Here is a 26,128-nt window from a genome sequence, read left to right as displayed (position 1 = left end):
CTACATGTCGAGCCCGAGGTCGAGGACCGTCACCGAGTGCGTCAAGGCACCGACAGCGAGGTAGTCGACGCCGGTTCGGGCGTACTCTGCGGCAACGTCGATGGTGAGACCACCGGATGACTCGAGTTTGGTTTCTGGAGCAACAGCGTCTCGGCGCTGGACCGCGATCTGCGTCTGCCACAGCGGGAAGTTGTCCAGCAGAACAAGTTCCACGTTCTCCGCCAGCACCTGATCGAGCTGAGTGAGGTTGTCGACCTCAACTTCGCACTCGATGTCCGGGGCGAGCTCACGGACCGCACGAAGTGCTGCGACCACCGAACCGGCAGCAGCAACATGGTTGTCCTTGATCAACGCCGCGTCGCCCAATCCCATACGGTGGTTGACGCCTCCGCCCACGTGGACTGCATATTTCTGCAGAGAACGCAGTCCGGGCAGCGTCTTTCGGCTGTCCCGCACTTTGGCATGAGTGCCGGCAATGGCGTCGACCCACTGTGATGTCGCCGTGGCGATTCCCGAGAGATGGCAGACGAGGTTGAGCATCGTGCGCTCTGCCGTGAGAAGTCCGCGGGTGGGCGCGACAACAGTGAGCACCGATTGACCTGGCGCAACCCGAGTTCCGTCGGCCACCCGATCAACGACCTCGTAGTTACCCGCGCCGATCACCTCGTCGAGAACAAGCAGTCCGACGTCGATGCCGGCGACAGTACCCGAGGAGCGTGAGACGACCGACGCCTTCGCGACCGCATCGGCGGGAACCGTTGCGGTAGAAGTGATGTCGGGGCCATAGCGCAGATCCTCGTCCAGAGCGAGCCTGACCAATGTGAGCAGCTCGTCACGGTCGAGCGGCGCGTGCAGGATCTTCTGCTCGGTCATCAATGAACTCCTGTCAACAACATGTCGGGTATTTCGAGCGCTCCATCGGCACCCATCTTGATCCGAGTGCTGCGACGCTGATTCGGATCTGTTTCAGGATAGTCGGTGCGGGTATGGCAGCCACGGCTCTCGGTTCGCGCCACGGCCACGTCGACCAATGCAGTCGCGGTCAACGTGAGCGCCGCGTCTTCGAGGTCCGGAGCAGCCACCGCCACTGTCTGTTCGGCGTCGGCAAGCGCGGCTCGCGCAATCTGGAGACCGCCTCCGTCGCGAACCACCGACGCGTGTGCCGTCATGACGGACTGCACGGTCTCTCGCGGCAGAATCGGCATCGGCTTGCGCACCACGTTGACCACTTCGGCATGAACCTCGCGACGCTCGGCAGCTGCGATTCCTGCACGCTCCCCGACTACCAAACCCTCGAGAAGGCTGTTGGACGCAAGACGATTCGCGCCGTGCAATCCCGTGCGAGCCACTTCGCCTGCTGCGTAGAGACCAGGCACTCCCGTTCGTCCATGGACGTCGGTGGCGACTCCGCCGCACGAATAGTGCGCGGCCGGAGCGACCGGAATTAATTGGGTGCGTGGATCGATGCCCGCTCCGAGGCAGGACGCCGTGATGGTCGGGAATCTCGAATCGAAACCGTCGAGCTTGCGAGCGTCGAGATAGACGTGATCAGTGCCGAGATCGCGTAGGCGTGCTGCGATTGCCCTCGAGACCACGTCACGCGGGGCGAGATCACCCAGCGGATGAACACCTGCGGTGACCGAATCACCGTTGGTGTCGACAAGAATCGCGCCCTCGCCGCGGACCGCCTCACTGATCAGGGGTCGGCGGCCTACCCCGCCCGGAGTGAAGAGCACCGTCGGATGGAACTGAACGAACTCCAGGTCCGCAATCGCCGCACCGGCTTCGAGTGCCAACGCGATTCCGTCGGCAGTCGCTCCGGGCGGATTTGTGCTGCAGGCATACAGCTGACCGAGTCCGCCGGTAGCGAGCAGCACCGCGGGCGCATGGATCACTCCGAGGCCTTCCGGCGAGGAGACGATGAGTCCGCACACCCCACGCCGGTTGGTCACCACCTGGACTGCCGCTGCACCGAACAGAACGGGGAGCCCGGCAGCATTGAGAGCCCGCTGCACTTCCGCGCCAGTGGCGTCGCCGCCGGCATGGATGATCCGACGCGTGCTGTGCCCACCCTCGCGGGTGCGCGACACCTCGCCGTCTCGCCCGCGATCGAAGACCGCTCCCAACGCGGCCAGCGCAGCAACAGCGTCGTGACCAGCTTCGACGATGGAATAGACAGCTTCCTCGTCGCACAAACCGACGCCGGCCTCACACGTATCCGAAACGTGCGACTCGACGGAATCGGTATTCAGATCGTCGACGACCGCGATGCCGCCCTGCGCGTACTGAGTCGCGGTGTCCGTCGGACCGCCCTTGCTGACCGTGAGTACTTTCAGTCCCCGCAGAGAAGCGGTGCGCGCAGCGGTGAGGCCCGCGACACCGCCTCCCACGACGACCAGGTCGGCATGAGCCTCCCAGGCGAAACGCCCGGCAGGGCTGGTCACTCGCCGCCGCCCGGATTACCGATCTCGATCATGCGCTGCACCGACTTCTGTGCACGCTTGGCCATCTCGAGATCGACGTGGACCTCGTCCTTGCCCTCGAGAAGGCAACGAAGCAACGCGGCAGGCGTGATCATCTTCATGTACGGGCACGACGCGCGGTCGTTGACGGCCTGGAAATCGACGTCGGGCGCTGCCTTGCGCAACTGGTGCAGCATCCCGATCTCGGTCGCGACCAGAACCTGCTTGCTCTTGGTGACGCGGGCAGCGTCGAGCATTCCGCCGGTGGAGAGAATCTTGACCTTGTCCGCGGGGACCGCGCCTTCACCTGCTAGGTACAGAGCCGAAGTAGCGCAACCACATTCAGGGTGCACGAACAGCTCGGCGTCCGGGTGCGACTTGGACTTGGCCGTCAGCTCGTCACCGTTGATGCCGGCGTGCACGTGGCACTCACCAGCCCAGATCTGCATGTTGGTACGGCCCGTCACGCGCTTGACGTGAGCTCCCAGGAACTGGTCCGGCAGGAACAGAACCTCGCGGTCGGGATCGATCGAGTTGACCACGTCGACCGCATTGGACGAGGTGCAGCAGATGTCGGTGAGACCCTTCACCTCTGCGGTTGTGTTCACGTACGACACCACCAGGGCGTTCGGGTTGTCGGCCTTCCACTCACGAAGCTGCTCGGCATTGATCGAGTCGGCCAGAGAGCAGCCGGCTCGCTCGTCCGGGATCAGCACGGTCTTGGACGGCGACAGGATCTTCGCGGTCTCGGCCATGAAGTGCACACCGCAGAAGACAATCGTGTCCTCGGGCGCCTCGGCAGCGATTCGCGACAGCGCCAGGGAGTCACCGACATGATCGGCGACGTCCTGAATCGCAGGCAGCTGGTAGTTGTGCGCAAGAATCGTCGCGCCGCGTTCGCGAGCCAGACGTTTGATCTCAGCGGCCCACTCGGGGGTCGCTTCGACTCCGTTGTATCCGCCGGGGCCGTCGTGAATCTGCGAGGCCGATCCCTCCCATAACGTCGTGGTCGTCATGGCGTTCTCCTTAACCGTGAACCCGGGCTCGTCACCCAGTTCAAATCCGGACGGGCTGGCCCGGATTTCCGTATTCGAGGTTTTCGACTTAGGATCGAAAACGTGCCCAATAGTAACACCACCCACGAAGTGCTTGCAGCGGTGTTCCAAGTTCGCACCTTCCCCGCAAGCATCGCCGCAGGTGACGGCGATCACTGCCCGCAAGGTCGTGAAGAGTTGGCCGTGCTGCTGTGGCAGCGTGCACTCAACCCACAGAAGGGCACGTGGTCCCTGCCCGGGGGCACTCTGCGCGACGACGAGGACCTGACGACCTCCGCTCGACGACTCCTCGCCGAGAAGGTCGACCTACGAAAGGTCGCCCACCTCGAACAGCTCTCCGTCTTCAGTGATCCACAGCGCGTGCCGGGTCCGCGCCGCATCGCGTCGACCTTCCTCGGACTCGTTCCCCTCAGCGCCGACCCACAACTGCCACCGGACACGGCCTGGCACCCCGTTTCGAAGTTGCCGGAGATGTCGTTCGACCACGGAACCGTCGTACGGCACGCGCGCAATCGACTTGCCGCGAAACTCTCGTACACCAACATCGCATTCGGGCTGGCCCCGGAAGAGTTCGCGATGTCGACACTGCGCGAAATCTACTGCGCTGCCCTCGGTTACCAGGTCGATGCCACCAATTTGCAACGCGTGCTGGGGCGTCGAGGCGTTCTGACTCCCACCGGCAACACCGCACCGTCCGGCAAGTCGGGTGGACGTCCACCCGCCCTGTACCGTTTCACCGACTCCACCTTGCGGGTCACCGACGAATTCGCCGCACTACGGCCGCCAAGCTGACACCGATCGCACTGTCAGGCAACAGCTTCGAGACTTCCGCGCTGCAACCACACCGAGGTCACGGCGCCGGCCGGATCGATGACCCGGTTGATTACACCGAACCGAGTCGTCACCCGATCGAGAATCCGATCGGCCTGCCAACGATCCGTCGGATCGGCGACAATCGCAAAGAAGCGATGGGCAGGTTTTCCCGCCATGACGCGAACCAATTCGGTGACCGTCCGCGCCGTGACTGCCACGCTCCAACCAGCGTCGAGAAACTCGGCGGCCGTGCGCGCACCGTGCTCGAATCCGATGTCCGTGACAAGTACAACTCCCCTGTTGGCGGCGTTCTCTGAAACACTCATTGCCGAACCTCCACTCGGAATCAATCTTCTTGACTCCTATGTAAGTCCGCAATCTTGTGCTTCCCTTGTGCTGGTTCTGTGAGAACTCTGGGGAATTGCGCGCCCCACCTCAGACAGCCCTGGAAAGGCCCGCCCAGAAGACCGTCGAGGCCGCGTTCACCACCTCGCCCACCGGCACGTCGCCCAACATTCCGCCCGCAGCAAGCGTCGCGACGCCGTGGAACGTCGCAAAGGCAACCAGCGCAATACTTTCCGGATCACCGGCGGCAATGTCACCTGCGGCCTGAGCTTCCGAAACGAGCCGGACGGTCAGGTCCATCGTCGCGTGCCCCGCGTTGACGACAGTTTCGGCGGCGCCCGGCGCATGCTTGTTGCTGTACATCAGAGAGAGCAGGCCCGGATGCTCCAGCGCAAAATCCACGTAGGCATTGGCGAGCGAGGAGAACCGGGCCCTCGCGGTCGGTGGAGCATCCGCGACTGCCCGCTCGAGCGCACCGGTCATCCGATGGAATCCACTTTCGGCCAAGGCATCGAGCAAAGCCTGGCGATCACGAAAGTGCTTGCCCGGAGCCGCGTGGCTCACGCCCGCCTCACGCGCGAGTTGCCTCAGCGACAACTTGTCGACGCCATCTCGTTCGAGTGTTGCTTCGGCCGACGCCAGGAGTTCCTGTCGCAGGCTGCCGTGATGATACGGCTGTTCGTGGGCGGGCATGGTGGCACCATATCAAAATGTTGTCATTGACAACTATGGTGTCAGTGCCTACATTTGGGATCACCCGAACCGAAGGAGCCACCATGGCCATCGACGTAGCCGGAACCACCGTCCTCATCACCGGAGCCAGCGCTGGGCTCGGAGTGGAATTCGCTCATCGCTTTGCCGCTCGCGGCGCAAACCTGGTTCTGGTCGCCAGGCGGGCCGACCGCCTCGAGGCACTCGCCACCGAACTCCGTGGCGCCCACGGCATCATCGTGACAGTCCTGCCCGCCGACCTGGCCGCACCCGGCGTCGGTGCATCGCTGCACCAGGAGCTGACAAACCGTGGCATCACCGTCGACTCGCTGATCAACAACGCCGGATTCGGAACACACGGGGCATTCGTGGACGAAGATCTCGAGCGCGTCACGTCCGAGATTCAGCTCAACATCGCCACGCTGGTCGAGCTGACACACACATTCCTGCCCGACCTTCTCACCGGCCGCGGAGCACTGGTCAACGTCGCCAGCACAGCGTCGTTCCAGCCGACACCGGGCATGGCCGTCTACGGCGCGTCCAAGGCGTTTGTACTCAACTTCACCGAAGCACTCTGGGCCGAAGCTCGCGGCAGCGGATTGACTGTATTGGCGGTGTGCCCCGGTCCGACGCGCACCGAGTTCTTCGACGTAGTCGGCTCCGAAGACGCGGCGGTCGGGCGAATGCAGACGGCAACTCAGGTGGTGGACACCGCTTTCCGAGCACTGGATCGACGCTACGCGCCGCCGACCGTCGTATCGGGACTGCCGAACTGGGTGTCCTCGATCAGCACTCGCTTCGCAACCCGCCGGTTGGGCGCGCTGATTTCCGGGCGACTGTTGGGTGACGTGCGAATGAAAGCCGAAACCAAGCGTTCGTCGACCTCGCCGGCGTAGCGACGCAACAGTTACGGAAGTTTCGGCTGGCTTTCGACTTCGGCCTGTTCGGTGTCGGTGGCCGGATCCCCAGATTCCGGATCCCCGGATTCCGGGTGGTCCCCCACCCCGAGGTCGTCGTACGGATTGAGCACTGCAAGAACCAATGTCACGACGCACGCCGCGAGCGGCTGAAACAGAAGCACGAGCAAAGTTCCGACGTTCGGGGCCCGCGCAATGATCTCCCCGACCGCCGGATTGTCGGCCGTGGGGAAACGCAGTTTTGTCACGCCCGAACCCACGAGTGCCATCAGTCCGGTACCTGCCACTGAACCGACTATCAACCCGCCCAGGGCATAAGGACCTCGACTCAGGCGTGCCAACCAGGCCGCCACCGCCGACAGCACACCGACGATCAGTGCCAGCCAGATGAACACGGCGCTCGCGTCGAACTGATGAAGGCTCTCACCCGTCAACGCGACGCCGCGCCCCTCGGACACCACCAACAGGTGCTCGGCCGGAGCCAAGAACGCCCACAGCACACCGACGAGCACGCTCACGCCCGCAATGGTTGCGGCGATCACGATCGCGGTGCGCAGACGAATCTGCCGAAGAGAGATCACACAGAGTGACGCTACCTGCGGGCGACGTCGATCGAGTCGACGACACCGTGTCGGGAGCATTTCGCCCACCATCCGTCAGGGCTGACCTGAACGATCATGCGGCGCCCGCACTGCTCGCAGAAGCGAGGAGGCTCGAGCCCCATCGACGCCGCAGGCGGCGTCGGATCGTCGACGCCGTCGACGATCCGACGCCCGGTGAACGGGTTGTACCGCTCCTCGGTCACCGGAGTGCTCACAGAGTGTCGTTCAGTGCTTTGATCGGCATCTGCAGATCCACCAACAAATCCAGATCCTTCTCGGCGGGACGTCCGAGGGTCGTCAGATAGTTGCCGACGATCACGGCGTTGATTCCGCCGAGGATGCCCTGCTTGGCACCCAGGTCGCCGAGAGTGATCTCGCGTCCACCCGCGAAGCGCAAGATCGTGCGAGGCAGCGCGAGACGGAAAGCGGCCACGGACTTGAGCGCCTCGCTGGCGGGCAGCACGTCCAGATCACCGAACGGCGTACCCGGACGCGGGTTGAGGAAGTTGAGCGGGACCTCGTCCGGCTCCAGTTCAGCCAGGTTGGCCGCGAATTCTGCGCGCTGCTCCAGCGATTCACCCATGCCGAGGATTCCGCCGCAGCACACTTCCATGCCTGCTTCACGAACCATCCGAAGCGTGTTCCACCGCTCTTCCCACGAGTGCGTGGTCACGACGTTCGGGAAATGCGACTTCGAAGTTTCCAAGTTGTGGTTGTACCGGTGCACACCCATGGCGGCCAGTTGGTCGACCTGCTCCTGGGTGAGCATGCCGAGCGAGCAGGCGATCTGGATGTCGACCTCGTTGCGGATCGCCTCGATGCCTGCGGCAACCTGAGCGAGCAACCGGGCGTCGGGTCCGCGGACGGCGGCCACGATGCAGAACTCGGTAGCACCCGACTTCGCAGTCTGCTTGGCAGCTTCCACCAAGCTCGGGATGTCCAACCACGCCGCGCGAACCGGCGACTGGAAGAGTCCGGACTGCGAGCAGAAATGGCAGTCCTCAGGGCAGCCGCCCGTCTTCAGGCTGATGATGCCCTCGACCTCGACCTCCGGTCCACACCACTTCATACGCACATCGTGGGCGAGAGCCAGCAGGTCTTCGAGCCTGTCGTCGTCGAGTCGGAGTACGTCGAGCACCTGGCTTTCGGTCAGGCCAACTCCTCTTTCGAGAACTTGCTCGCGCGCCTGGTCGAGGATGTCGACCGTCGCAGGGGCCGTGCTAATCGGGGGCGGGGTCACAGACGTCTCCTTCGAAACCAGCAAAATTGAACACCGTACAAGTTGAACGGTGTTCACGTTAGAGACGTGGTGGAATACTGTCAAAGGCGGGTCCGATCGACATTCGATCGAAAGCGCTCCACAGCGGGACGAAACGAGGGGAACAACAAGTGCAGTTGCGACGCGGCGACGTGCTGGACGGCGCCATGGCGATACTCGACGAGTTCGGACTTGCCGACCTCACGATGCGCAGGCTCGCAACCTCACTAGGCGTCCAACCCGGCGCCCTGTACTGGCACTTCCCGAACAAGCAGACCTTGCTCGGCGCGGTCGTCGACAAGATCCTCGAAGACCTCGACGCCCCCGTCGACGCAGACACGTGGCAAGAGGCGTATTCCGAACTGGCACACAGACTTCGGTCTGCCCTACTGGCGCACCGCGATGGCGCCGAGTTGGTCAGCGCCACCTTCGCTTCGCGGATGACGAACAGCAAGGTGCGCGAGCATTTCGTACAAGCCGGGCAAGAATCCGGTCTCTCACGCGAGCACGCCCAACTCGCGGCGTACGCCCTGCTGTATTACGTACTCGGCCATACCGTGGACGAGCAGTCCCGAGCGCAGATGGAAGAAATGGGGGCACTTACCCGAGCACCCATTTCCCCCGACTCCCCCGAGGTGATCGGCGGCGGTTCCGACGAGGACCTCCTCGACGGCGATCCGACAGTGCGCTTCCAGTTCGGCCTGGACCTGTTCATCGACGGCATTCGCACTCGCCTGAATTCGATCCCCGATTCAACGCCCATCGAATCGGCTCTACGACACTCCTGACAGTCGGAGTACTGCAGTAGTGCCGGCCGCGACAATCACCACGACCACCAACGGCGCCTTGAACCAGGCGCAGATGCCTCCGGCCACCACGCCGAGCATCCGCGCCGGCCCCGCAACGTCATGCCCGGTGAAGACCGTCGATGTCACAACCACTGCGAGCAGCAGCACCACGACAGCACGATCGAGGGTTTTCTCGGCAAAAACCGAAAGCTTCACCCGAGCGCGGAGCAGAACGCCACTTGCCCGCAAAGCGTAAGAACCGCAAGCGAACACGACGATACCGATCCAGACCGACGCGGTATTCATCGAACCTTCTCCCGGAACGGTATCGTCACCGCGATACTCAGCAGCGCAACGAGCGGAGCGGTACCCGACGGCAGGAACGGCGACGCGGCCACCGCGACTGCTGCACCGATCAGGGCGGCAAGCAGCGTCACCTTTTCCTTCAGCGCAGGCAAGACAAGGGCCAGAATGACAACCGGAAACGCGGCATCCAATCCCAACGCGACGGGGTCTCGGACGACTCTGCCGAGCAGCCCGCCCAGGAGAGCTCCGATCGGCCACGACACCGCGATCCCGATCCCACAGAACCAGAAGGCCGCACGCTTCTGCTTCACCGAGCCCTGCGCCATGGCAACCGCGACGCTTTCGTCGTTGACCAGGTGCGCGCCGACCAACTTGCGCCAGCCCGAGCCCCTGCGCCAGCCTGAATCCGTGTGGCGAGCCTCGCCGAGAAAAGATCCCGCTGCCAATCCGTAGGCGAAGTTTCGGGAGTTGATCAGCAAGCCGGCTATAACTGCAGCGACGGCGCCGCCTCCGGCCGCGATGATTCCGATGAACAAGAACTCCGAAGACGCTCCCAGAACGAGTACAGCCAACGCCAAAAGCTGCCACAACGAGAATCCAGCCGATCCTGCCGTCACACCGTAGGACACACCGACGATGGCCACGGAGAGACAGATCAGCACGCTCACCCGAACCGTGTCTCGATCAACTGTTCGCCATAAAGAACGCATGTATTCTATGTTGAACGAAGTGACACCGTTCGTCAAGTAGAACGATCGATCGGAGAATCGAACGATGCCCAGTAATGAAACGGATACAGCGGAGACTCCTCAGAAACTGGTCGCCGTCGCACTCAAACGCGAACGTGCCCGAGCAGGCTTGAGCCTTTCGGAGGTCGCCCGGCGCGCCGATATCGCCAAGTCCACACTCTCCCAACTCGAATCCGGACTCGGAAATCCGAGCCTCGAAACTCTGTGGGCACTCGGAAACGCATTGGGTGTGCCGTTCTCACAACTCGTCGACTCTCAGGCACAGACCGTTCAGTTGATTCGAGCCGGAGAAGGTCCCGCGATTGCGTCGGCAAACGCGTCGTACATCGCGACGCTCTTGGCGCCGAGCCCACCGAACGCACGACGCGATCTGTATCGGATAGTCGCCGAACCGGGCGAGCCGCGTATTTCCACTCCGCATGCACGCGGCACCACCGAACACGTCGTGATCGGCACCGGACGGGCGGAGGTCGGGCCCACTGCAAATCCGATCGAACTCGGACCGGGCGATTACCTTGCTTATCCCGGCGACGAGGAGCACATCTTTCGGGCGCTCGAACCAGGGACGACAGCGATCTTGGTGTCGGAACACACCTGAGCCGCGATGAGTTTCGCCGCTGCGGGAAGTCTGTATCTGGGAGGTGACGTGGCCAGAGCCTCGATTGCCGACGACAGTAACGACCGACAGCAGGAGGACCCATGTCCGGATCCAGCATCAGCAGCATTTTGCTCTCGAGCACCGACCCCGAACGCTTGCGCGACTGGTACGCCGAGGCGTTCGCCCCGAAGGTCGACCGGACTCCCGGCGAACCCGGCTACGACGTGCTCGACTTCAACGGTTTCTACGTGATGCTCGACAGACGCGACGACGTCGGCGAGACCAACCCCCAGCCGGGTCGCATGTTCCTCAACGTCGAAACCGACGACGCCCGGTCGATCGCACAGCGCATCGATGCGCTCGGCGGAAAATGGCACGCTCCACTCGAAGACCGCGGGGGCAGTTTGTTCGCCACTGCGATCGACCCCGACGGAAACTACGTTCAGATCATCGAGTTCAGCGAGGAAGCCAGGGCCGAGATGGAATCCGGAATGACGGATTCCCAAACCACCTAGTCCGGCAACCGCTGGGAACGGAGATAGTCATGCTTACAGACACGAAAGCATTCAGCGGATTTTCGGTGACAGACATCGACTCTGCAAAGAAGTTCTACGGCGAAACACTCGGGTTGAAGGTAACCGACGGAGACATGGGACTGATTCGCCTACATCTTGCCGGCGGAACCGAGATCCTCGTTTATCCGAAGCCGAATCACGAAGCGGCGACCTACACGATTCTCAACTTCGTCGTCGACGACATCGACACAACCGTCGACCAACTGACCGCACGTGGCGTGGAGTTTCTCAAATACGACGGATTCCCCCAGGATGCGCGAGGCATCATGCGTGGCAACGGCCCCGACATCGCGTGGTTCACCGATCCCGCCGGCAATGTTCTGTCGGTGATCAAGGAGTCCTGACGCGCTTAACCGCTGAACAGCCGCGACTGCCGCTGTTCAGCGGTGTCGGTGTTGGAGCGTTCTGCTGCCGCAGTTTCACGCTCGGCAGCCAGTTGCTCGGCGCTTTTTGCGTCGACAACGGGCTCCGACGCGCTGAGGTCGGAAAACAAGCCACTGCTCGATTCGTTCACATGCCACCCTTTTGCCTGGTCATCGTTGCCGCGCGCAGATAAACCTGCGTTAGAGATCGGTCGATGGCTACTCAATTACTGCCGCCCGTACGGCGCCGACAAGACGCCGATGACTCAGCAGTTCTTCACCCAGTGTTGCACGCCTGTGTTTTCCACGAGAAATTCGGTCCAGACGGGTTGTCATCGCCCGCACGGCGGAGCAATGTGAAAGATGAGCGCGGAGCAGGTCGGCAGCACTTTCGTCGGACACCTGGCCCCTCAATTCACCGCACAATTTTTGGAGGAATCATGTTGGGAATTGCTTTGGGCCTCGGCAGCGCCGCTGTCGGAATCGGCCTCGGACTGCTCGGCGCAGGAGCGGGAATTCTGCTGAGCGACAAGACCGTCAAAACCGCACGACGTGAACTCACCGCCTGACGAGGGCGAGCGCACTGAATTTTTGGGCACTCGGGTCGGTATTCGGGTGAACGCCGCGATGCGACACCCCGCGCAGTGGGTGTTCGCACGGGCCGCGCATCGACGTGGCGTGCATACCGGCGTAGATGTTCCGACGAGCGCGCAGGACGTGCTCGACCGGTTGACGGCACTCCGAATAAGTACGTGGAGTTACGGATTCGACCACAAGTCGGTCCGTCACCTGGGTCCGATGGCGCAAGACTTTGCGGCGATTTTCGGCTTGGGATCCAACGCCCGCCGGATCTCCGCCGTCGACGCGAACGGCGTCTGCATGGCGAGCATCCAAGCGTTGAACCGCAAAATCAGTGCCCTCGAGACAGAAGTCAGCGCGCTCGAGAAGGACGTGAACAGACTGAGACGGGAAACGGGAGACACGAGCACGACTCGGAATGCATTGGAAACAAACAACAATCACATATCCACACCGCTCGACGAATTCGGTGGATCCACCGGTCTGTAGTTTGTTCGGTGTGACCGCCCCTGATTCAGACTCCGACTCAGCGCCCAACGTGATTGCCGCGCTGTTCGACGTGACGTCCGATTCAGTCGGCGACGAACATGTCGAACAGGTACTTGCCGAATTCGGCTTTGGTGCAACGGAGGTCGCGGAGACCGCGGCCCTCATCCGGGCCAGTCGGTCGGAATTTCGGCGACTTCGCCGTCGCGAGAACGAATTGGCGGTTCTCTATTCGAGTGCACGTGAGCTCGCGCAGGTTCGCGACGTGGACACACTGCTGCAGAGGCTGGTCAACCGCGCACACGACATCATGGGCACCGACGTCACGTACCTGTCCGAGTTCGACGTGATCACTCGTGACCTGAATGTTCGAAAGACGGCCGGCGCGGTCTCGCCGGAACTCCAGCATCTGCAAGTTCCTGCCGGCGCGGGACTGGTCAGCGCGATTGCCGAATCTCGAGCAGCCCAATGGGTTCAGAACTACAGCGACTACACGCAGTCGCGCCATGACGAAGTGGTCGATGCCGCGATCGTCGCCGAGGGTCTGGTGGCGATTCTCGGCGTGCCGATGCTCTCCGACGGCCAGATCCTCGGAGTCCTGTTTGCCGCCGACCGCCGGGAACGACGATTTACCGCAGATCAGATCGCCCTGCTCTCTGCGCTGGCTGATCACGCCTCGGTAGTCCTGCAAACCGCACGGGCGCTGGACCGCGCCGAGGAATCCGCCGCCGAGACCGGGCGAGCACTCGACGAGCTGCGCGAGCACGTGTCCGCGCGGGACAAATCGAACATCGTCCACCAGGATCTGATCCACGCCGTTCTCCGCGGCGGTGGCTACGCCCAGGTTGCACGAACCCTCAGCAGCGCACTCGAACGCAGCACCGTCGTCGTCGACAATGAGCTACGCCCTCTCGTCACATCGTCGGGTGAGCAGATCACGACGGTGCCGTTGTCGCTACCTCCCGCCGTGTCCGATGCCATCGACCAGAGTCGCCGAAGCGGCCGATGCACGTTTGTCGCCGATAACAGCGAGACCGTGATCCAACTCGTCAGCGCCGTCACCGCCGGAGAATCGTTCCTCGGGGCCATCTTGCTGAATCGTTCGGACGCGCCGATCGGCCCCGTCGAACTCCGGACCGTGGAACGGGCAGCTCAGGTCACTGCCATCCTCGTGTTGCAACACTCGGCGGCAGCAGCAGCGGACCGGCGTGCACGTGACGAACTGGTCGCCGACTTGCTGAGCACTGCGCCCGAGCGCAGGCGCGATCTCGAACGTAGGACCCGAAACCTCGGCATCTCCCTCGGCGAACTGGACACCGTCCTCGTGGTGTCGGTCGCTCCGGAACTCCGCACCGCCGCGCTCCGCGCAATCGGGCAGTCTCTGCCGGTAGCGGGGTTGGCGGCGCAGCATGCCGGATTGATCGCGGTGGTCTCGCGCTCGGGAAACCCGGCAGCCGCGGCGACGGTCATTCACCGTCAGATCACCGGTTCGGTAGGACCGCACGCAGTAGTCATTGCGCCGACGACGGCGGAACGCCCCGAAGAGCTCCCGGCGCGCTTCACCTCGGCGCTGCGCACGGCCCGCCTACTCACGGCATTGGGCAAGACCGACGGCGCGGTCACGACGGCGTCATATCTGCCGTACACCGTTCTGTTCGGCGAAAATCCGGAATCACTTCATCAGTTCATCGACGAAGTAATCGGCCCGGTACGCGCGTACGACCGCGACAAGGACACCGATCTCACCGCGACCCTTCGTGCCCTGGTACGCAACGAAGGGAGCCCGACCAAGGCTGCCCGCGCACTCAACTATCACCCCAACACCGTCGTTCAGCGTCTCGACCGCATCCGTACGCTCCTCGGTCAATCGTGGCGCGAAGACGAGAACTTTTTCCGGGTGTCCATGGCGACGAGGCTCGACGAACTTCGGGACGTGGGAACCGAAGAGGCCGGAAGCGGCATCACCGACAGCACCGATGGTGCATGACACTACAATTTCGACCGATCGATGTGTCGTGAGCACGTGGCCTGGCAGGCATCAACCTCCCTACTGTGAAGCGGAGCACAGAACCACTTCAGGAGGACGACCCCACGTGTCTATGAACAACCGGTCCATCAACAGCCGCATCGCCGATTTCCGGTCCTACGACCTCGCCGCACGACGCGCCGAGATCGTCCGCCAGACCGACCTGACCGAAGCAGACATCGCGGTCTACGACGCCGCCGACGGCCTTACCATCGACCAGGCCGATCGCATGGTCGAGAACGTCCTCGGCGTCATCGGCATCCCGGTCGGCGTGGCCACCAACTTCACGGTCAACGGCACGGACTACCTGATCCCGCTCGCCACCGAGGAGCCGTCGGTAGTCGCAGCCGCAAGCAACGCTGCTCGCATCGCACGCGGACTCGGCGGCTTTCACGTCTCGAGTACCCCGCCGATCATGCAGGCCCAGATACAACTCGTCGACGTCGTGGATCCGGCAGCCGCCCGTATCCGACTCCTCGAGGCACGTGAAGAAATCATTGCACTCGCCAACGAACAGGACCCGAAACTGGTCAGCGTCGGCGGTGGCGTGAAGGACGTTTCGGTACGCATCGTTTCTTCGGACAAGGCCACCTACGTCGTCCTTCACCTTCACGTCGACGTACGAGATGCCATGGGCGCCAACGCCGTCAACACGATGGCCGAGGCAATCGCGGATCGAGTCGCCGAGATCGGCGGCGGACACGTCGTCCTGCGCATCCTCACCAACAAGGCCGATCTGCGGCTGACACGCGTTCGCGCCGTGTTCGACGCCGAATTGATCGGCGGCGCAGAGGTTGTGGACAACCTGATCCATGCCGCACGCTTGGCGGAGCTGGATCCCTACCGCGCCGCGACGCACAACAAGGGCATCATGAACGGCATCAGCGCCGTGGTGCTGGCGACCGGAAATGACACGCGCGCAGTCGAAGCCGGGTGCCACTCCCATGCAGTCAACGCCGACGGAATCTACTCGTCGCTCTCGCATTTCGAGAAGAATGCCGACGGAAACATCGTCGGCACCCTCGAACTGCCCATGCCGGTCGGCCTCGTCGGCGGGGCCACCAAAGTGCACCCCGTAGCGCAGGCCGCAATCAAGATGCTCGGCGTCGAGAGCGCCGAGGAACTCGCCGGCATCATCCTGGCAGTCGGCCTGGCGCAGAACCTGGCTGCGGTCCGCGTTCTGGCCAGTGAGGGTGTCCAGCGCGGACACATGGGGCTGCACGCCCGCAACATCGCTGCCACCGCCGGAGCGCAGAAGAACGAGATCGACGCCGTGGTGGCACGCCTGATCGCGGACAAGAGCATTCGCGTCGAGCATGCCGAGAAGGTTCTCGCCGAGATCCGCGGCGGAAACTGACGACAATGACCGAAACAGTTGCAGGATCACCGGTGTGGAAGCCGGCGCCTCATCGAGTGCCGGCGCCGGGGCTGCCGACCTCGGTCCGGATCTACGAAGTCGGGCCACGCGACGGACTTCAAGCGGAAACAGCGGTGATCCCGACCGAGACGAAAGCCCAGTTCATCGAACGCCTGGTCGCGGCCGGCTCCCGCACTGTCGAATTGACGAGTTTCGTCTCACCTCGATGGATCCCGCAACTTGCGGACGCGGAAGAATTGATGGGTCGGCTGCACCTGCCGGACTCGGTACGTACGGTCGTTCTTGTCCCGAACCGCAAGGGTCTCGAGCGGGCCGTCGCCGCCGGAGCGAGCGAGGTTGCAGTATTCGTCAGCGCCACAAAGGAATTCGCGAAACGCAACCTCAATTCCACGGTGGACGGCGCGATCGCCGCGGCTGCCGAGGTCACTACGGCCGCCCGAGCCCTGGGACTTCCCGTCCGCGGCTACATCTCCATGTGCTTCGGCGACCCCTGGGAAGGCTCCGTGCCCGTCGAGCGTGTCGCCGACATCGCAAAGACCCTGATCGACAGCGGTGTCACGTCACTCTCACTCGGCGACACCATCGGCGTCGGCACACCTGGCCATGTGCTCGCTTTGCTCGGCGCCCTCCGAGAACGTGGCATCCCCACATCGCAGATCGCCATGCACTTTCACGACACCTACGGCCAGGCGCTGTCGAACGTCTATGCGTCGTTGACCGCTGGGGTATCCGAATTCGACAGTTCCGCAGGTGGTCTCGGACGGTGCCCGTATGCCAAGGGCGCGACCGGAAATCTCGCCACCGAGGATCTGGTGTGGATGCTCCACGGCCTCGGGATCGACACCGGCATCGACCTGGATTCGCTCACCGATACAAGCAGCTGGATGGCCGAACAGATCGGCCACTCGAGCCCGTCCCGAGTTGTCACCGCCCTCCGCGCAGCACGCACCTGACACCCGCAACGCAAGCCCCTCATCTCGCAAGCCCCTCCCTGTACGACCCCGCCATGCATGACACTGGAGAAGACTGATGTCACCACCGCAGCCGGCAACGACGCCGACCACCACAACCGAGCCGACCGAGCAGCAGACATACCTCGAAGTCTGGGGTGACACCGTCAACGGTCGACACCTCGCGATCTCCGTTGCAGTCGGCAGTGTCGTCGGCGCCTCGGCCCTTCTCGCGGCCCAGGCACTGTTCGAACGGGTCGTCAGCGAACCGTCGTTGGCCCAGGCGTACAGCCTTCTGGTCGGCATCGCGGCCTGCCTGCTCGCCGGGGTGGTCTGCGGAATCTTCATCAAGCCGAAGCGGATAGTCGCCTTGGCCGCCGCCGACGCGGAGTCGATCGACGGTGTCATCACGACGATGAGTGAACAGCGCCAGGGTCTGGGCACTCTCGCCGACATTCCGGAGCAGAGCCGACAGGAACTTCGCGAGCTGGGTCTGTACGACCACTTCGCCGCTGCCGAGGCCGAGCACGCACGGGTCTCGAACACACCGAAGGACGGTGGGCGCGCATGAGTTCGGTTCTGACCAACGAAATTCTGATTGCCGTTCTCTTCGGCATCATCGGCGCGGTCGCATTCACGTTCATCGGATTGATCTCCGGCACGGACGAGACCGCCACGATCGCACCACTGACTCTGCTCGTGATTCTGCTCGGCGCTCCCCCGGCGGCGGTCTTCACGTTCTTCCTCTCGGGTGCGATCGCCAAACACATGACGCACGCGGTGCCGACGATGCTGCTGGGCATTCCCGGCGACACGATGGCGATTCCACTCTTGCCGGAAGCGCAGATGATGCGCTCACTCGGCATCCCGCACATCGCACTCCGCAAGGCGATCTCGGGAGCAGTGATCTCGGCGTTCGTCGCTGTGCCGGTTGCCGTTTTGTTCGCGACCATCCTCGCGCCGTTCGCGGACACCGTTCAGTCGATAGCACCGTGGCTGTTCCTGGTCGCCGCCATCGGCATCGCCTACGCCTCACCAGGCCGCTGGGCCGGGGTTGTCGCCCTCGTTCCCTTCGTCATCTTGATCCTCGGCGCTCGCGCGTTGACGTCGAATTACGATGTGTCGCTGAACATCAGCTACTTCCTTGCGATCGCAGTCGGGCCGCTGATCGCGGACCTCGCATTGACCTTGGGCCCGTCGAGCCGTAAGGACATGGAACGCAGTGAACCCAAAACCGTTGCATTGGCCCCGGACATCAAAGGATGGAAGGGATACTTCCCCAATCCTCTGAAGGTCCTCGATCGCAAGCAGATCGGTTACACCGCCGCCGCTTCCACGGTGTCGAGCGCAACCTTCGTCTTCAGCCCGGTCGCCATGACTGTTCTGATGGGTGAGCTGGTAGGTGCGCGGATCAAGAACGGCTATCACCGACTGACCACAATGGTCTCGGCGAAGAACGGTACGACGGAATCCACCTACATCGCGGAAACCCTCATCCCACTCGTCGCTTTCGGCCTTCCGCTCAGCCCGCTCGCGGCAGGCCCCGCAGCCCCTCTGTTCAACGCTCCACCGGTGTTCGAGACCAATCAGGAAACCGGAGTGATCAACAATCTCTCCACGTACCTGACGCAGTGGGAGTTCCTGCTCTACGGACTGCTCGCAGTGGTCACGGCAACGGTCATCGCATACCCCTTTGCCATGAACTACGCGTACCGCGCTGCGTCAGCGGTGGTCAAGCACATCAGTCACGAAGCTGTGATCGCGGTGTTCACGGGACTGGTCGTGGTCATCAGCATCTGGGAGGGCGGCATCCTCGGGCTTCTGATCACCGTGACGGTCGGCCTGGTCGGTGGTCTTCTCGGGCGCCTGTTCAAGATTCACGGCGGAGTTCTGTTCATGGGTTACTACGTAGCGCTGTTCAGTGTTCCTGCCCTGATCAATCTGTTCTGAATCGGTCGACTCCACCACCACGTGCGGACCCGCAACAAACTGCGGGTCCGCACGTATTTCTTCAGCTACCGACCGTGAGCGCCACGGTTCGATTGCGGTCCAACTTCTTCGCTCGATACAACGCCTCGTCAGCGCAATCGACCAATTGCGTCAGGTCTGCGTCGCCGTGGGGTGAACACGCGACACCGATGCTGACCGTCGGCCCGAAGTCGCCCAATACTGCCGACGAATTCTCCGCTTGCGCGCGTCGAATCATCTCGGCTGTTTCGGTCGCGCCCTCGAGATCGACACCGGCCATCAGTACGACGAACTCCTCGCCGCCCAATCGGGCGAAGAGGTGCTTGTCATCGAGGTGCCGCCGCACCTGATCGGCAAAACTCACCAACGCTGTATCGCCGGCACGATGACCGAGGTTGTCGTTCACCATCTTGAAGTGATCCAGATCCATCATCAGGACGCTGACCGGACGTCCAGAGTGGCGACGCGGATCGGTCGCACCCGTCACGCTGCCGCCTCGCCGCAAGAATTCGTCCCGGCGCAACGCACCGGTGAGATCGTCGTGGGTGACGGCCTGGGTGAGTGCCTCGAGCGCGCGGCGACGCTCGAGGATCACACAGGCCACCGCGATCGGCGCTACCGCCAGCAGCGACAATCCGATCTGGACCGACGCGCTGACCGGCGAGACGCCCTCGCTGGACAATCCGAGATGGCCGTCGGCCGTCAGTACCAACGTCCAGGCAGTTGACACAGCGGTGAGCACCGACGTGACAAATACATTGGTAAGCAAGGCTGCAGTCACCAGCGCCGGCATGGCAAACGCGATCGCTCCGGCACCGCCTATCACCCACTCCAAGATGATGCAGACGGCCAGCAGCGCCGTCGGAACAAATGATCGACGCACAAGCGTGGCAACAGCTTTCGGTTCTCGATCCACTCGTCGAAGCGAAGGGAATGTCAGCACCAAGGGGACGATGGTCATGTAGTTGACGAACTCACTCGAGAACCAGAGCAACCAGCCGTCCCACCACTGCCCGCCGAACAGCACGCGGTTCGCGATACCGCCCACGAGCGCCGCCATCGACGCGGCGGCGACAGTCATCGACACGAGATAGCCGACGGACTGAATACTGGTCAGTCGACGGTCCTCACTGTCGACCCAGCGAAAGCCGTAGAAGCCGCTCGCAACCCCGACGATGTTGGCCGCGTTGAGCCACACCGTGGACTCCCATGCCCCACCGGTGATCAGGTCGGCTCCGACATAACCGACTACGACGCAGATCCAGGTGAGCAGTGTGGCGGAACGCGGCGACCGAAAGAGGATCCCGAGTAGCAGCGCGTTGGCCGGCCAGAAGACTGCAAGCGTGCCCGGCAGACGGCTCAGAATTCCGACCAGGCACGAGACGAAGACGACTACGCCGATAAGCAGTGCGCGACGTACGGCCGATGACGACAACGACTTTTCGACCGTGCTCACCACCTACATTCGACTGACCTACTCACAATTCGACAACCACTGTCGGTGACCAAGGCGCCCCGGATGCAGGGTCGCCGCAAGACACCCGTCGAAATATACCGACCGGAATCGTACGCGAGGGACGTCGAAACCCAAGGCGCCCCACTGTGCCTTGGCTATCGATGCGGACAAATCGGATGTTACGTCGTCAGTTGGTCAAATGAAGTTCACCGAGCGTGATCGAAGCGGTGCGAGCAAACTCTCGGACACTCGCGCCCCCACTTCCGGCAGGCATTACCCCGAGAAGGGGAACACCGCTGACCGAGACCAGATCCTCGCGATTGCATCTCTCGGCGAGGTCCGGTTCCTGCGGCCACGAACCGATCACCAACCCGGCGCAGTCCACGCCGGATGCACGTAGGGCTTCCACGGTCAGTGCCGTGTGATTGAGCGTGCCCAGGCCGGACGCAACCACCAGCACCACTGGCGCTGCCAGAGCCGCGGCAAGATCGCGAGCGGTGAACCCGTCGACGCCCAAGCGGACCAGCAAGCCGCCGGCGCCTTCGATCAGGGTCAAGTCGTGGGTGGTGTCCAGGTCGGAGGCGACCCGAACCACGTCGTCGAGCGCCAACAACGGGAGACCACTTCGACGTGCAGCAGTATCCGGCGCCAAAGGTTCGGGGTACCGCGCCAACTCGACCAGCGTCGCACCGCCGCCGGTCAGACGCTCGATCTCGGCCAGATCACCCGCACCGTCCACGTCGACGCCGGTCTGGGCCGGTTTGAGCACTGCAACCGACTTTCCCGACTGCAAGGCCACCGATGCCAATGCGGCTGTCACCACTGTTTTTCCGACGTCGGTCGACGTTCCGGTCACCAGGAAAATGCTCATGCTCGGGCTCCGGCCAATACTTCGCGCAGTACGAGAGCGATCTGCTCCATCTCGGATGCGGACAGCGTCGCTCGTGCGGTCAGACGCAGCCGTGACGTTCCTTCCGGAACCGACGGCGGGCGGAAGCAACCGACATGCAACCCCTGATCCCGGCACGCCGACGCGGCATCGAACGCCCGCTGCGGATCACCGAGAACGACTGAGACGACAGCAGATTCAGGCGACGGAGCACCGGTGACGTCCGCCAACTCGGATGCCCGGGCCAGGACGTCGAGCGCTCGCGTCGGCTCACGCTGGAGTACGGCGAGTGCAGCCCTGGCCGCGCCTACGGCGGCCGGTGCGAGACCGGTGTCGAAGATGAACGTTCTTGCCGCGTCGATGAGATGCGCGCGGATCTTGTTGTCACCGAGCACAACTCCGCCCTGGCTGGCGAGCGACTTGGACAGTGTTGCCGTCACGACGACGTCGGGTTCACCGGCCAGGCCCGACTCGTGGACGAGTCCACGTCCACCGGCACCGCGCACACCGATGCCATGCGCCTCGTCGACCAACAGGATCGCCCCGTACTCGCGGCACACCTGATGCATCTGCCGCAGTGGCGCGAGGTCTCCGTCGGCACTGAAGACCGAATCGGTGACGACCAGCGCTCGCTCTTCCACTCTGCTGCGCAACGTGTCGGCGAGAAAGCCCACGTCCGAATGCGGAGCAACGGCGACCCGAGCACGTGACAGGCGGCAGGCATCCACCAGCGAGGCATGCGATCCCGCATCGGAGACGATCAACGACCCTGGACCCGAGAGCGCCGTCACCGCGCCGAGATTGGCTGTGTAACCGGAGGAGAAGACAAGTCCGGAGTCCGCCCCGACGAACTCGGCCAGTTCGACTTCGAGCAGTTCGTGTTCGGTGGTGGTGCCGGTGACCAGACGAGAGCCCGTGGCGCCCGCGCCCCAACGGCGCAGAGCCGCCGCGGCACCCTCGATCACATCGGGGTGCAGCACGAGTCCGAGGTAATCGTTCGACGCCAGGTCGATCAACGGGGAGTCGACCGTGCGAGGACGGAGTTCGCGACGCAGTCCAGCGGCCCTGCGGTCCGCTTCGACGGCCGTCAGCCAATTCAGCGAGGTGTTCACTTTTCCGACCATACTTGAACACCGTTCAACTCAATGGTTAGGGTGCATCCGTGCTCACAACCGGACTTGATCCCCATGACGTCTCCGCCATCGATGCCGATGTCCTCTGGCATCCGTACGGATCGTTTCCCGCGTCGACTCGTCCGCTGATCGTCGACTCTGCGCAGGGGGCTACCCTGACGCTCTCCGACGGCCGCCGATTGGTCGACGGGATGAGCTCGTGGTGGGCCGCCATTCACGGCTACCGCAATCCCGTGCTCGACACCGCCGCCGCACGGCAGCTCGGCAAAATGAGCCATGTCATGTTCGGCGGACTGACGCACGAACCCGCCGCTCGCCTCGGGCGACTGCTCGTCGACATCACACCACCTCACCTCGACAAGGTGTTCCTCTCCGACTCCGGTTCGGTGGCCGTCGAAGTCGCAGTGAAGATGTGCCTGCAGTACTGGCGGAGCCTCGGAAAGCCGTCGAAGAATCGTTTGATGACCTGGCGCGGCGGATACCACGGTGACACCTTCACCCCCATGAGCGTCTGCGATCCCGACGGCGGCATGCATTCTCTCTGGACCGACGTCCTGCGCCCTCAGGTCTTCGCGCAGGCTCCCCCGGCGGGCTATCTCCCCGAATACGTGCAGGAGTTGGAATCGCTCTTGGCCGAGCATCACGAGGACCTCGCAGCGGTGATCGTGGAACCGGTGGTCCAAGGCGCCGGCGGAATGCGTTTCCACGATCCCGCGTACCTGATCGACCTGCGTAACCTCTGCGACAAGTACCAAGTCCTCCTGGTCTTCGACGAGATCGCGACCGGATTCGGACGCACCGGAGAATTGTTCGCCGCCGATCACGCCGGCGTCAGTCCCGACGTCATGTGCGTCGGCAAGGCACTGACCGGCGGGTACATGAGTCTGGCGGCAACGCTGTGCACCACGGAGATCGCGGAGACCATCACTGCCGGTGAGGGCGGCGGGCTGATGCACGGCCCCACCTTCATGGGCAATCCACTCGCGTGCGCCGTCGCGGTGGCGTCGACCGAACTTCTGCTTGCGATGGACTGGCGGCGTGACGTCGCAACCCTCGAACGTGGCCTCGCTCGAGGCCTCGCCGAAGCCGTCACAATTCCCGGGGTCGTCGACGTCCGCGTCAAAGGCGGAATCGGAGTGATCGAACTCGAACAGCCGGTCGACATGCAGAGCGCGACCGATGCAGCCGTCGACGCCGGCGTCTGGCTCCGGCCGTTCCGCAACCTCGTATACGCGATGCCTCCGTACCTGTGTTCGGAGGCAGAGGTGGAACAGATCACAGCCGGAATGCTTGCAACCGCCCGCAGCCAGGCGAAACGGTGATCGGCACCGTAGACAGTCGACGAGATTCGATCGGCTGCACCCGATAGGGTCTGATTCATGGATCAACCGCCGAGCGAGACCTCAGCCACTCCCATCCCGGTATGGCCTGGCAGTGCGTACCCACTCGGTGCCACCTACGACGGCGCTGGGACCAATTTCTCGCTCTTCTCCGAGGTCGCCGAGGCCGTCGAGCTGTGCCTGATCGCCAAGGACGGAACCGAAACCCGCATTCGGATGGACGAGGTCGACGGTTACGTCTGGCATGCGTACCTTCCGTCGGTATCCCCCGGCCAGCGATACGGCTACCGCGTACACGGGCCGTACGATCCGGCTGCAGGTCTGCGATGCGATCCGAGCAAACTCCTGCTGGACCCGTACGGAAAAGCGTTCGACGGAGACTTCGACGGAGACCGTTCGCTGTTCTCGTACGACGTCGAATCGGCGGCGGACCCCGAACCTTCAGGAGACGACGAATCTCCCGCCGTGGGGCCGCAAGAGGCTACCGACGAAACGAGTTCGGAAGCCGAATCGGACGAGGTGGGCCTCGAAGACGACTCGCCCACGGGCGATCAGGAATCGGACGAGATCCTCGAGCCCGAACCCTTCGAGCCGGAACCACTCGTCGACGAACCCGCCACCATCCCTTTCCCCCAACATGATTCGCTCGGCCATACGATGTCGACCGTCGTCATCAACCCGTTCTTCGATTGGGCGTCCGACCACTCGCCGAAGCGTCCGTATCACGAGACGGTCATCTACGAAGCGCACGTCAAGGGTATGACCGCGACGCATCCCGGAGTTCCGGAGGAATTGCGCGGCACGTACGCGGGGCTCGCTCATCCGGTGATCATCGAGCACCTCACCGATCTGGGTGTCACGGCGATCGAACTGATGCCGGTCCACCAGTTCATGCACGATCAGGTGCTTCTCGACCAAGGTCTGCGAAACTACTGGGGTTACAACACCTTCGGCTTTCTCGCTCCGCACACCGACTACTCCTCGGCCACGAAACCCGATGCGGCCGTAGCGGAATTCAAAGCCATGGTGCGCAGCTTCCACCAGGCGGGTATCGAAGTGATCCTCGACGTGGTCTACAACCACACCGCCGAGGGCAATCACATGGGGCCGACCATCAGCTTCCGCGGAATCGACAATGCCGCCTACTACCGCCTGGTCGACGGCGACGAAGAGCACTACATGGACTACACCGGAACGGGCAACAGCCTCAACGCCCGTCATCCGCATACGCTGCAATTGATCATGGACTCTCTGCGGTACTGGGTCACGGAGATGCACGTCGACGGTTTCCGCTTCGACCTCGCCTCGACACTCGCCCGTGAACTGCACGACGTGGACCGCCTTTCGGCCTTCTTCGATCTCGTGCAACAGGATCCGATCGTCAGTCAGGTGAAGCTGATCGCCGAACCGTGGGACGTCGGCGAAGGCGGTTACCAGGTCGGCAACTTCCCCGGCCTGTGGACCGAATGGAACGGCAAATACCGCGACACCGTCCGCGACTACTGGCGTGGTGAGCCGGCAACGCTGGGGGAGTTCGCCTCCCGTCTCACCGGATCCTCTGATCTCTACGAGGCCACCGGACGTCGCCCTGGCGCGAGCATCAACTTCGTCATCGCTCACGACGGTTTCACCCTCCACGACCTAGTCTCGTACAACGAGAAGCACAACGAAGCCAACGGCGAGAACAACAACGACGGCGAATCGCACAACCGATCTTGGAACTGCGGGGTCGAAGGCCCCACCGACGACCCGGAAATCCTCGAACTGCGTGGCCGTCAGAGCCGGAACATACTGGCTACGCTGATGCTCAGCCAGGGCACCCCGATGCTTGCTCACGGCGACGAGATGGGCCGAACTCAGCAGGGTAACAACAACGTTTACTGCCAGGATTCGGAACTGTCATGGATGGATTGGACTCTCGCGGAAACCAACGCCGACCTCGTCGAGTTCACCAAGCGCGCAATTGCCTTGCGCGCCAAGAACCCGGTCTTCCGGCGTCGTCGATTCTTCGAGGGGCGACCTATTCGAAGCGGCGATCAGAGTCGCGACATCGCCTGGCTCACGCCGTCTGGCGAAGAGATGACTCCGGCCGACTGGGACAGCGGTTTCGGCAAGTCGTTGGCTGTCTTTCTCAACGGTGACGCGATCCCGGAACCGAACTACCGTGGCGAGCGCGTCACCGGAGATTCGTTCCTTCTCTGCTTCAACGCCCACTACGAAGATCTCGAATTCTCCACCCCCAACGCGGACTACGCGTCGGAGTGGACCGTCGTACTCGACACCTCGGTCCCCACCGGTGAGAGCGATACCGTGATCAAAGCCGGAACAACATTGGATGTAAAAGCGCGAGCATTGACGGTACTTCGCAGAACCGCTTGAGGG

Annotated in this window: 29 protein-coding genes; 15 read left to right on the top strand and 14 right to left on the bottom strand. The window is 63.1% G+C overall.

The annotated features are described in order from the left end of the window. The 3 genes from nadC to nadA are packed head-to-tail and all read right to left on the bottom strand — an operon-like array spanning position 1 to position 3,478. Positions 1-873, bottom strand: a complete 873-nt coding sequence (nadC, locus tag ABIE52_RS05425) for a carboxylating nicotinate-nucleotide diphosphorylase (protein WP_030537091.1) — start codon at positions 871-873, stop codon at positions 1-3. Next, positions 873-2,444: an L-aspartate oxidase gene (locus ABIE52_RS05420; RefSeq protein WP_030537092.1), complete on the bottom strand. Its 1,572-nt coding sequence runs from the start codon at positions 2,442-2,444 to the stop codon at positions 873-875. Before ABIE52_RS05420 ends, nadC begins: the two co-directional genes overlap by 1 nt. Then, positions 2,441-3,478 carry a quinolinate synthase NadA gene (gene nadA, locus ABIE52_RS05415; RefSeq protein ID WP_003941702.1) on the bottom strand — a complete coding sequence of 346 codons (1,038 nt, stop codon included), beginning with the start codon at positions 3,476-3,478 and terminating at the stop codon, positions 2,441-2,443. Before nadA ends, ABIE52_RS05420 begins: the two co-directional genes overlap by 4 nt. A gap of 102 nt (positions 3,479-3,580) precedes the next feature. On the opposite strand from nadA, the gene ABIE52_RS05410 reads away from it, so the two are divergent. After that, positions 3,581-4,309 carry an NUDIX hydrolase gene (locus ABIE52_RS05410; RefSeq protein ID WP_007733069.1) on the top strand — a complete coding sequence of 243 codons (729 nt, stop codon included), beginning with the start codon at positions 3,581-3,583 and terminating at the stop codon, positions 4,307-4,309. A gap of 14 nt (positions 4,310-4,323) precedes the next feature. Here ABIE52_RS05410 and ABIE52_RS05405 read toward each other — a convergent pair whose 3' ends face one another. Both ABIE52_RS05405 and ABIE52_RS05400 read right to left on the bottom strand, forming a co-directional pair. Then, a complete protein-coding gene (locus tag ABIE52_RS05405; protein ID WP_030537093.1) occupies positions 4,324-4,656 on the bottom strand; it encodes a Rossmann-fold NAD(P)-binding domain-containing protein in 333 nt (110 codons plus the stop codon). Positions 4,657-4,765: 109 nt separating this feature from the next. Continuing rightward, on the bottom strand, positions 4,766-5,368 hold the full coding sequence (locus tag ABIE52_RS05400) for a TetR/AcrR family transcriptional regulator (protein WP_007733070.1): 603 nt from the start codon (positions 5,366-5,368) through the stop codon (positions 4,766-4,768). 83 nt (positions 5,369-5,451) lie between these two features. On the opposite strand from ABIE52_RS05400, the gene ABIE52_RS05395 reads away from it, so the two are divergent. After that, positions 5,452-6,282, top strand: a complete 831-nt coding sequence (locus ABIE52_RS05395) for an SDR family NAD(P)-dependent oxidoreductase (RefSeq protein WP_037126834.1) — start codon at positions 5,452-5,454, stop codon at positions 6,280-6,282. 11 nt (positions 6,283-6,293) lie between these two features. Here ABIE52_RS05395 and ABIE52_RS05390 read toward each other — a convergent pair whose 3' ends face one another. The 3 genes from ABIE52_RS05390 to bioB are packed head-to-tail and all read right to left on the bottom strand — an operon-like array spanning position 6,294 to position 8,130. Then, a complete protein-coding gene (locus ABIE52_RS05390) occupies positions 6,294-6,884 on the bottom strand; it encodes a DUF2567 domain-containing protein (protein ID WP_007733080.1) in 591 nt (196 codons plus the stop codon). A gap of 11 nt (positions 6,885-6,895) precedes the next feature. Beyond that, the gene (bsaP, locus tag ABIE52_RS05385) at positions 6,896-7,120 is read right to left on the bottom strand and encodes a biotin synthase auxiliary protein BsaP (protein ID WP_030537095.1); all 225 of its coding nucleotides are present in this window, start codon (positions 7,118-7,120) and stop codon (positions 6,896-6,898) included. Beyond that, positions 7,117-8,130: a biotin synthase BioB gene (bioB, locus tag ABIE52_RS05380; protein ID WP_024487821.1), complete on the bottom strand. Its 1,014-nt coding sequence runs from the start codon at positions 8,128-8,130 to the stop codon at positions 7,117-7,119. Before bioB ends, bsaP begins: the two co-directional genes overlap by 4 nt. Positions 8,131-8,294: 164 nt before the next feature. On the opposite strand from bioB, the gene ABIE52_RS05375 reads away from it, so the two are divergent. Continuing rightward, positions 8,295-8,951: a TetR/AcrR family transcriptional regulator C-terminal domain-containing protein gene (locus ABIE52_RS05375; RefSeq protein WP_007733086.1), complete on the top strand. Its 657-nt coding sequence runs from the start codon at positions 8,295-8,297 to the stop codon at positions 8,949-8,951. Here ABIE52_RS05375 and ABIE52_RS05370 read toward each other — a convergent pair. Both ABIE52_RS05370 and ABIE52_RS05365 read right to left on the bottom strand, forming a co-directional pair. Continuing rightward, the gene (locus ABIE52_RS05370) at positions 8,937-9,257 is read right to left on the bottom strand and encodes an AzlD domain-containing protein (RefSeq protein WP_030537096.1); all 321 of its coding nucleotides are present in this window, start codon (positions 9,255-9,257) and stop codon (positions 8,937-8,939) included. The genes ABIE52_RS05375 and ABIE52_RS05370 overlap by 15 nt on opposite strands. Further along, entirely contained in the window at positions 9,254-9,967 is a 714-nt protein-coding gene (locus tag ABIE52_RS05365) for an AzlC family ABC transporter permease (protein ID WP_051720889.1), read from the bottom strand. Before ABIE52_RS05365 ends, ABIE52_RS05370 begins: the two co-directional genes overlap by 4 nt. A 64-nt stretch (positions 9,968-10,031) precedes the next feature. Between ABIE52_RS05365 and ABIE52_RS05360 the strand changes: the two genes are divergently transcribed. From ABIE52_RS05360 to ABIE52_RS05350, 3 genes are all read left to right on the top strand, one after another. Beyond that, entirely contained in the window at positions 10,032-10,604 is a 573-nt protein-coding gene (locus tag ABIE52_RS05360; RefSeq protein WP_030537098.1) for a helix-turn-helix domain-containing protein, read from the top strand. Between the two features lie 101 nt (positions 10,605-10,705). After that, complete coding sequence (locus ABIE52_RS05355; RefSeq protein WP_030537099.1) at positions 10,706-11,119, top strand: VOC family protein; 414 nt, start codon at positions 10,706-10,708, stop codon at positions 11,117-11,119. 29 nt (positions 11,120-11,148) lie between these two features. Next, entirely contained in the window at positions 11,149-11,523 is a 375-nt protein-coding gene (locus ABIE52_RS05350) for a VOC family protein (protein WP_030537100.1), read from the top strand. Between the two features lie 5 nt (positions 11,524-11,528). Here ABIE52_RS05350 and ABIE52_RS05345 read toward each other — a convergent pair whose 3' ends face one another. Then, positions 11,529-11,693, bottom strand: coding sequence for a hypothetical protein (locus ABIE52_RS05345; protein WP_180279628.1), 165 nt, complete (start codon positions 11,691-11,693; stop codon positions 11,529-11,531). A gap of 288 nt (positions 11,694-11,981) precedes the next feature. On the opposite strand from ABIE52_RS05345, the gene ABIE52_RS05340 reads away from it, so the two are divergent. The 7 genes from ABIE52_RS05340 (at position 11,982) to ABIE52_RS05310 (ending at position 18,910) form a co-directional block, all read left to right on the top strand. Further along, positions 11,982-12,110, top strand: a complete 129-nt coding sequence (locus ABIE52_RS05340; protein WP_003941742.1) for a hypothetical protein — start codon at positions 11,982-11,984, stop codon at positions 12,108-12,110. After that, complete coding sequence (locus tag ABIE52_RS05335; protein WP_030537101.1) at positions 12,094-12,609, top strand: tail fiber domain-containing protein; 516 nt, start codon at positions 12,094-12,096, stop codon at positions 12,607-12,609. The genes ABIE52_RS05340 and ABIE52_RS05335 overlap by 17 nt, the downstream gene beginning before the upstream one ends. A 10-nt stretch (positions 12,610-12,619) precedes the next feature. Beyond that, a complete protein-coding gene (locus tag ABIE52_RS05330; RefSeq protein WP_233272337.1) occupies positions 12,620-14,593 on the top strand; it encodes a helix-turn-helix domain-containing protein in 1,974 nt (657 codons plus the stop codon). Positions 14,594-14,705: 112 nt separating this feature from the next. Then, on the top strand, positions 14,706-15,989 hold the full coding sequence (locus ABIE52_RS05325; protein ID WP_030537103.1) for a hydroxymethylglutaryl-CoA reductase, degradative: 1,284 nt from the start codon (positions 14,706-14,708) through the stop codon (positions 15,987-15,989). A gap of 5 nt (positions 15,990-15,994) precedes the next feature. Further along, entirely contained in the window at positions 15,995-16,963 is a 969-nt protein-coding gene (locus tag ABIE52_RS05320) for a hydroxymethylglutaryl-CoA lyase (protein WP_080712772.1), read from the top strand. A gap of 76 nt (positions 16,964-17,039) precedes the next feature. Continuing rightward, complete coding sequence (locus ABIE52_RS05315) at positions 17,040-17,531, top strand: hypothetical protein (RefSeq protein ID WP_003941716.1); 492 nt, start codon at positions 17,040-17,042, stop codon at positions 17,529-17,531. Beyond that, positions 17,528-18,910 (top strand): tripartite tricarboxylate transporter permease, encoded by a 1,383-nt coding sequence (locus tag ABIE52_RS05310; RefSeq protein WP_003941745.1) that lies wholly within the window; start codon positions 17,528-17,530, stop codon positions 18,908-18,910. Before ABIE52_RS05315 ends, ABIE52_RS05310 begins: the two co-directional genes overlap by 4 nt. A gap of 61 nt (positions 18,911-18,971) precedes the next feature. Here the strand turns inward: ABIE52_RS05310 and ABIE52_RS05305 are convergent, their stop codons facing one another. The 3 genes from ABIE52_RS05305 to ABIE52_RS05295 form a co-directional block, all read right to left on the bottom strand. Beyond that, positions 18,972-20,384 carry a GGDEF domain-containing protein gene (locus ABIE52_RS05305; protein WP_230587611.1) on the bottom strand — a complete coding sequence of 471 codons (1,413 nt, stop codon included), beginning with the start codon at positions 20,382-20,384 and terminating at the stop codon, positions 18,972-18,974. Positions 20,385-20,571: 187 nt separating this feature from the next. Next, positions 20,572-21,255, bottom strand: a complete 684-nt coding sequence (bioD, locus tag ABIE52_RS05300; protein ID WP_030537106.1) for a dethiobiotin synthase — start codon at positions 21,253-21,255, stop codon at positions 20,572-20,574. Further along, positions 21,252-22,397 (bottom strand): 8-amino-7-oxononanoate synthase, encoded by a 1,146-nt coding sequence (locus ABIE52_RS05295; RefSeq protein ID WP_030537107.1) that lies wholly within the window; start codon positions 22,395-22,397, stop codon positions 21,252-21,254. Before ABIE52_RS05295 ends, bioD begins: the two co-directional genes overlap by 4 nt. A gap of 38 nt (positions 22,398-22,435) precedes the next feature. On the opposite strand from ABIE52_RS05295, the gene ABIE52_RS05290 reads away from it, so the two are divergent. After that, on the top strand, positions 22,436-23,728 hold the full coding sequence (locus tag ABIE52_RS05290; RefSeq protein ID WP_030537108.1) for an adenosylmethionine--8-amino-7-oxononanoate transaminase: 1,293 nt from the start codon (positions 22,436-22,438) through the stop codon (positions 23,726-23,728). A gap of 57 nt (positions 23,729-23,785) precedes the next feature. After that, positions 23,786-26,125, top strand: coding sequence for a glycogen debranching protein GlgX (glgX, locus tag ABIE52_RS05285; protein ID WP_030537109.1), 2,340 nt, complete (start codon positions 23,786-23,788; stop codon positions 26,123-26,125). Positions 26,126-26,128: the final 3 nt, after the last annotated feature.

The sequence above is a fragment of the Rhodococcus sp. OAS809 genome, from assembly GCF_040546695.1.
GTDB classification, from domain to species: domain Bacteria; phylum Actinomycetota; class Actinomycetes; order Mycobacteriales; family Mycobacteriaceae; genus Rhodococcus_F; species Rhodococcus_F qingshengii.
This window is presented reverse-complemented; position numbering and strand designations above follow the sequence as displayed.

Coding starts and splice junctions, on each gene's coding strand:
- nadC (WP_030537091.1), bottom strand. CDS start 873: ATGACCGAGCAGAAGATCCTGCACGCGCCGCTCGACCGTGACGAGCTG.
- nadA (WP_003941702.1), bottom strand. CDS start 3,478: ATGACGACCACGACGTTATGGGAGGGATCGGCCTCGCAGATTCACGAC.
- ABIE52_RS05405 (WP_030537093.1), bottom strand. CDS start 4,656: ATGAGTGTTTCAGAGAACGCCGCCAACAGGGGAGTTGTACTTGTCACG.
- ABIE52_RS05400 (WP_007733070.1), bottom strand. CDS start 5,368: ATGCCCGCCCACGAACAGCCGTATCATCACGGCAGCCTGCGACAGGAA.
- ABIE52_RS05395 (WP_037126834.1), top strand. CDS start 5,452: ATGGCCATCGACGTAGCCGGAACCACCGTCCTCATCACCGGAGCCAGC.
- ABIE52_RS05370 (WP_030537096.1), bottom strand. CDS start 9,257: ATGAATACCGCGTCGGTCTGGATCGGTATCGTCGTGTTCGCTTGCGGT.
- ABIE52_RS05365 (WP_051720889.1), bottom strand. CDS start 9,967: ATGCGTTCTTTATGGCGAACAGTTGATCGAGACACGGTTCGGGTGAGC.
- ABIE52_RS05360 (WP_030537098.1), top strand. CDS start 10,032: ATGCCCAGTAATGAAACGGATACAGCGGAGACTCCTCAGAAACTGGTC.
- ABIE52_RS05355 (WP_030537099.1), top strand. CDS start 10,706: ATGTCCGGATCCAGCATCAGCAGCATTTTGCTCTCGAGCACCGACCCC.
- ABIE52_RS05350 (WP_030537100.1), top strand. CDS start 11,149: ATGCTTACAGACACGAAAGCATTCAGCGGATTTTCGGTGACAGACATC.
- ABIE52_RS05340 (WP_003941742.1), top strand. CDS start 11,982: ATGTTGGGAATTGCTTTGGGCCTCGGCAGCGCCGCTGTCGGAATCGGC.
- ABIE52_RS05325 (WP_030537103.1), top strand. CDS start 14,706: ATGAACAACCGGTCCATCAACAGCCGCATCGCCGATTTCCGGTCCTAC.
- ABIE52_RS05320 (WP_080712772.1), top strand. CDS start 15,995: ATGACCGAAACAGTTGCAGGATCACCGGTGTGGAAGCCGGCGCCTCAT.
- ABIE52_RS05315 (WP_003941716.1), top strand. CDS start 17,040: ATGTCACCACCGCAGCCGGCAACGACGCCGACCACCACAACCGAGCCG.
- ABIE52_RS05310 (WP_003941745.1), top strand. CDS start 17,528: ATGAGTTCGGTTCTGACCAACGAAATTCTGATTGCCGTTCTCTTCGGC.
- bioD (WP_030537106.1), bottom strand. CDS start 21,255: ATGAGCATTTTCCTGGTGACCGGAACGTCGACCGACGTCGGAAAAACA.
- ABIE52_RS05295 (WP_030537107.1), bottom strand. CDS start 22,397: ATGGTCGGAAAAGTGAACACCTCGCTGAATTGGCTGACGGCCGTCGAA.
- glgX (WP_030537109.1), top strand. CDS start 23,786: ATGGATCAACCGCCGAGCGAGACCTCAGCCACTCCCATCCCGGTATGG.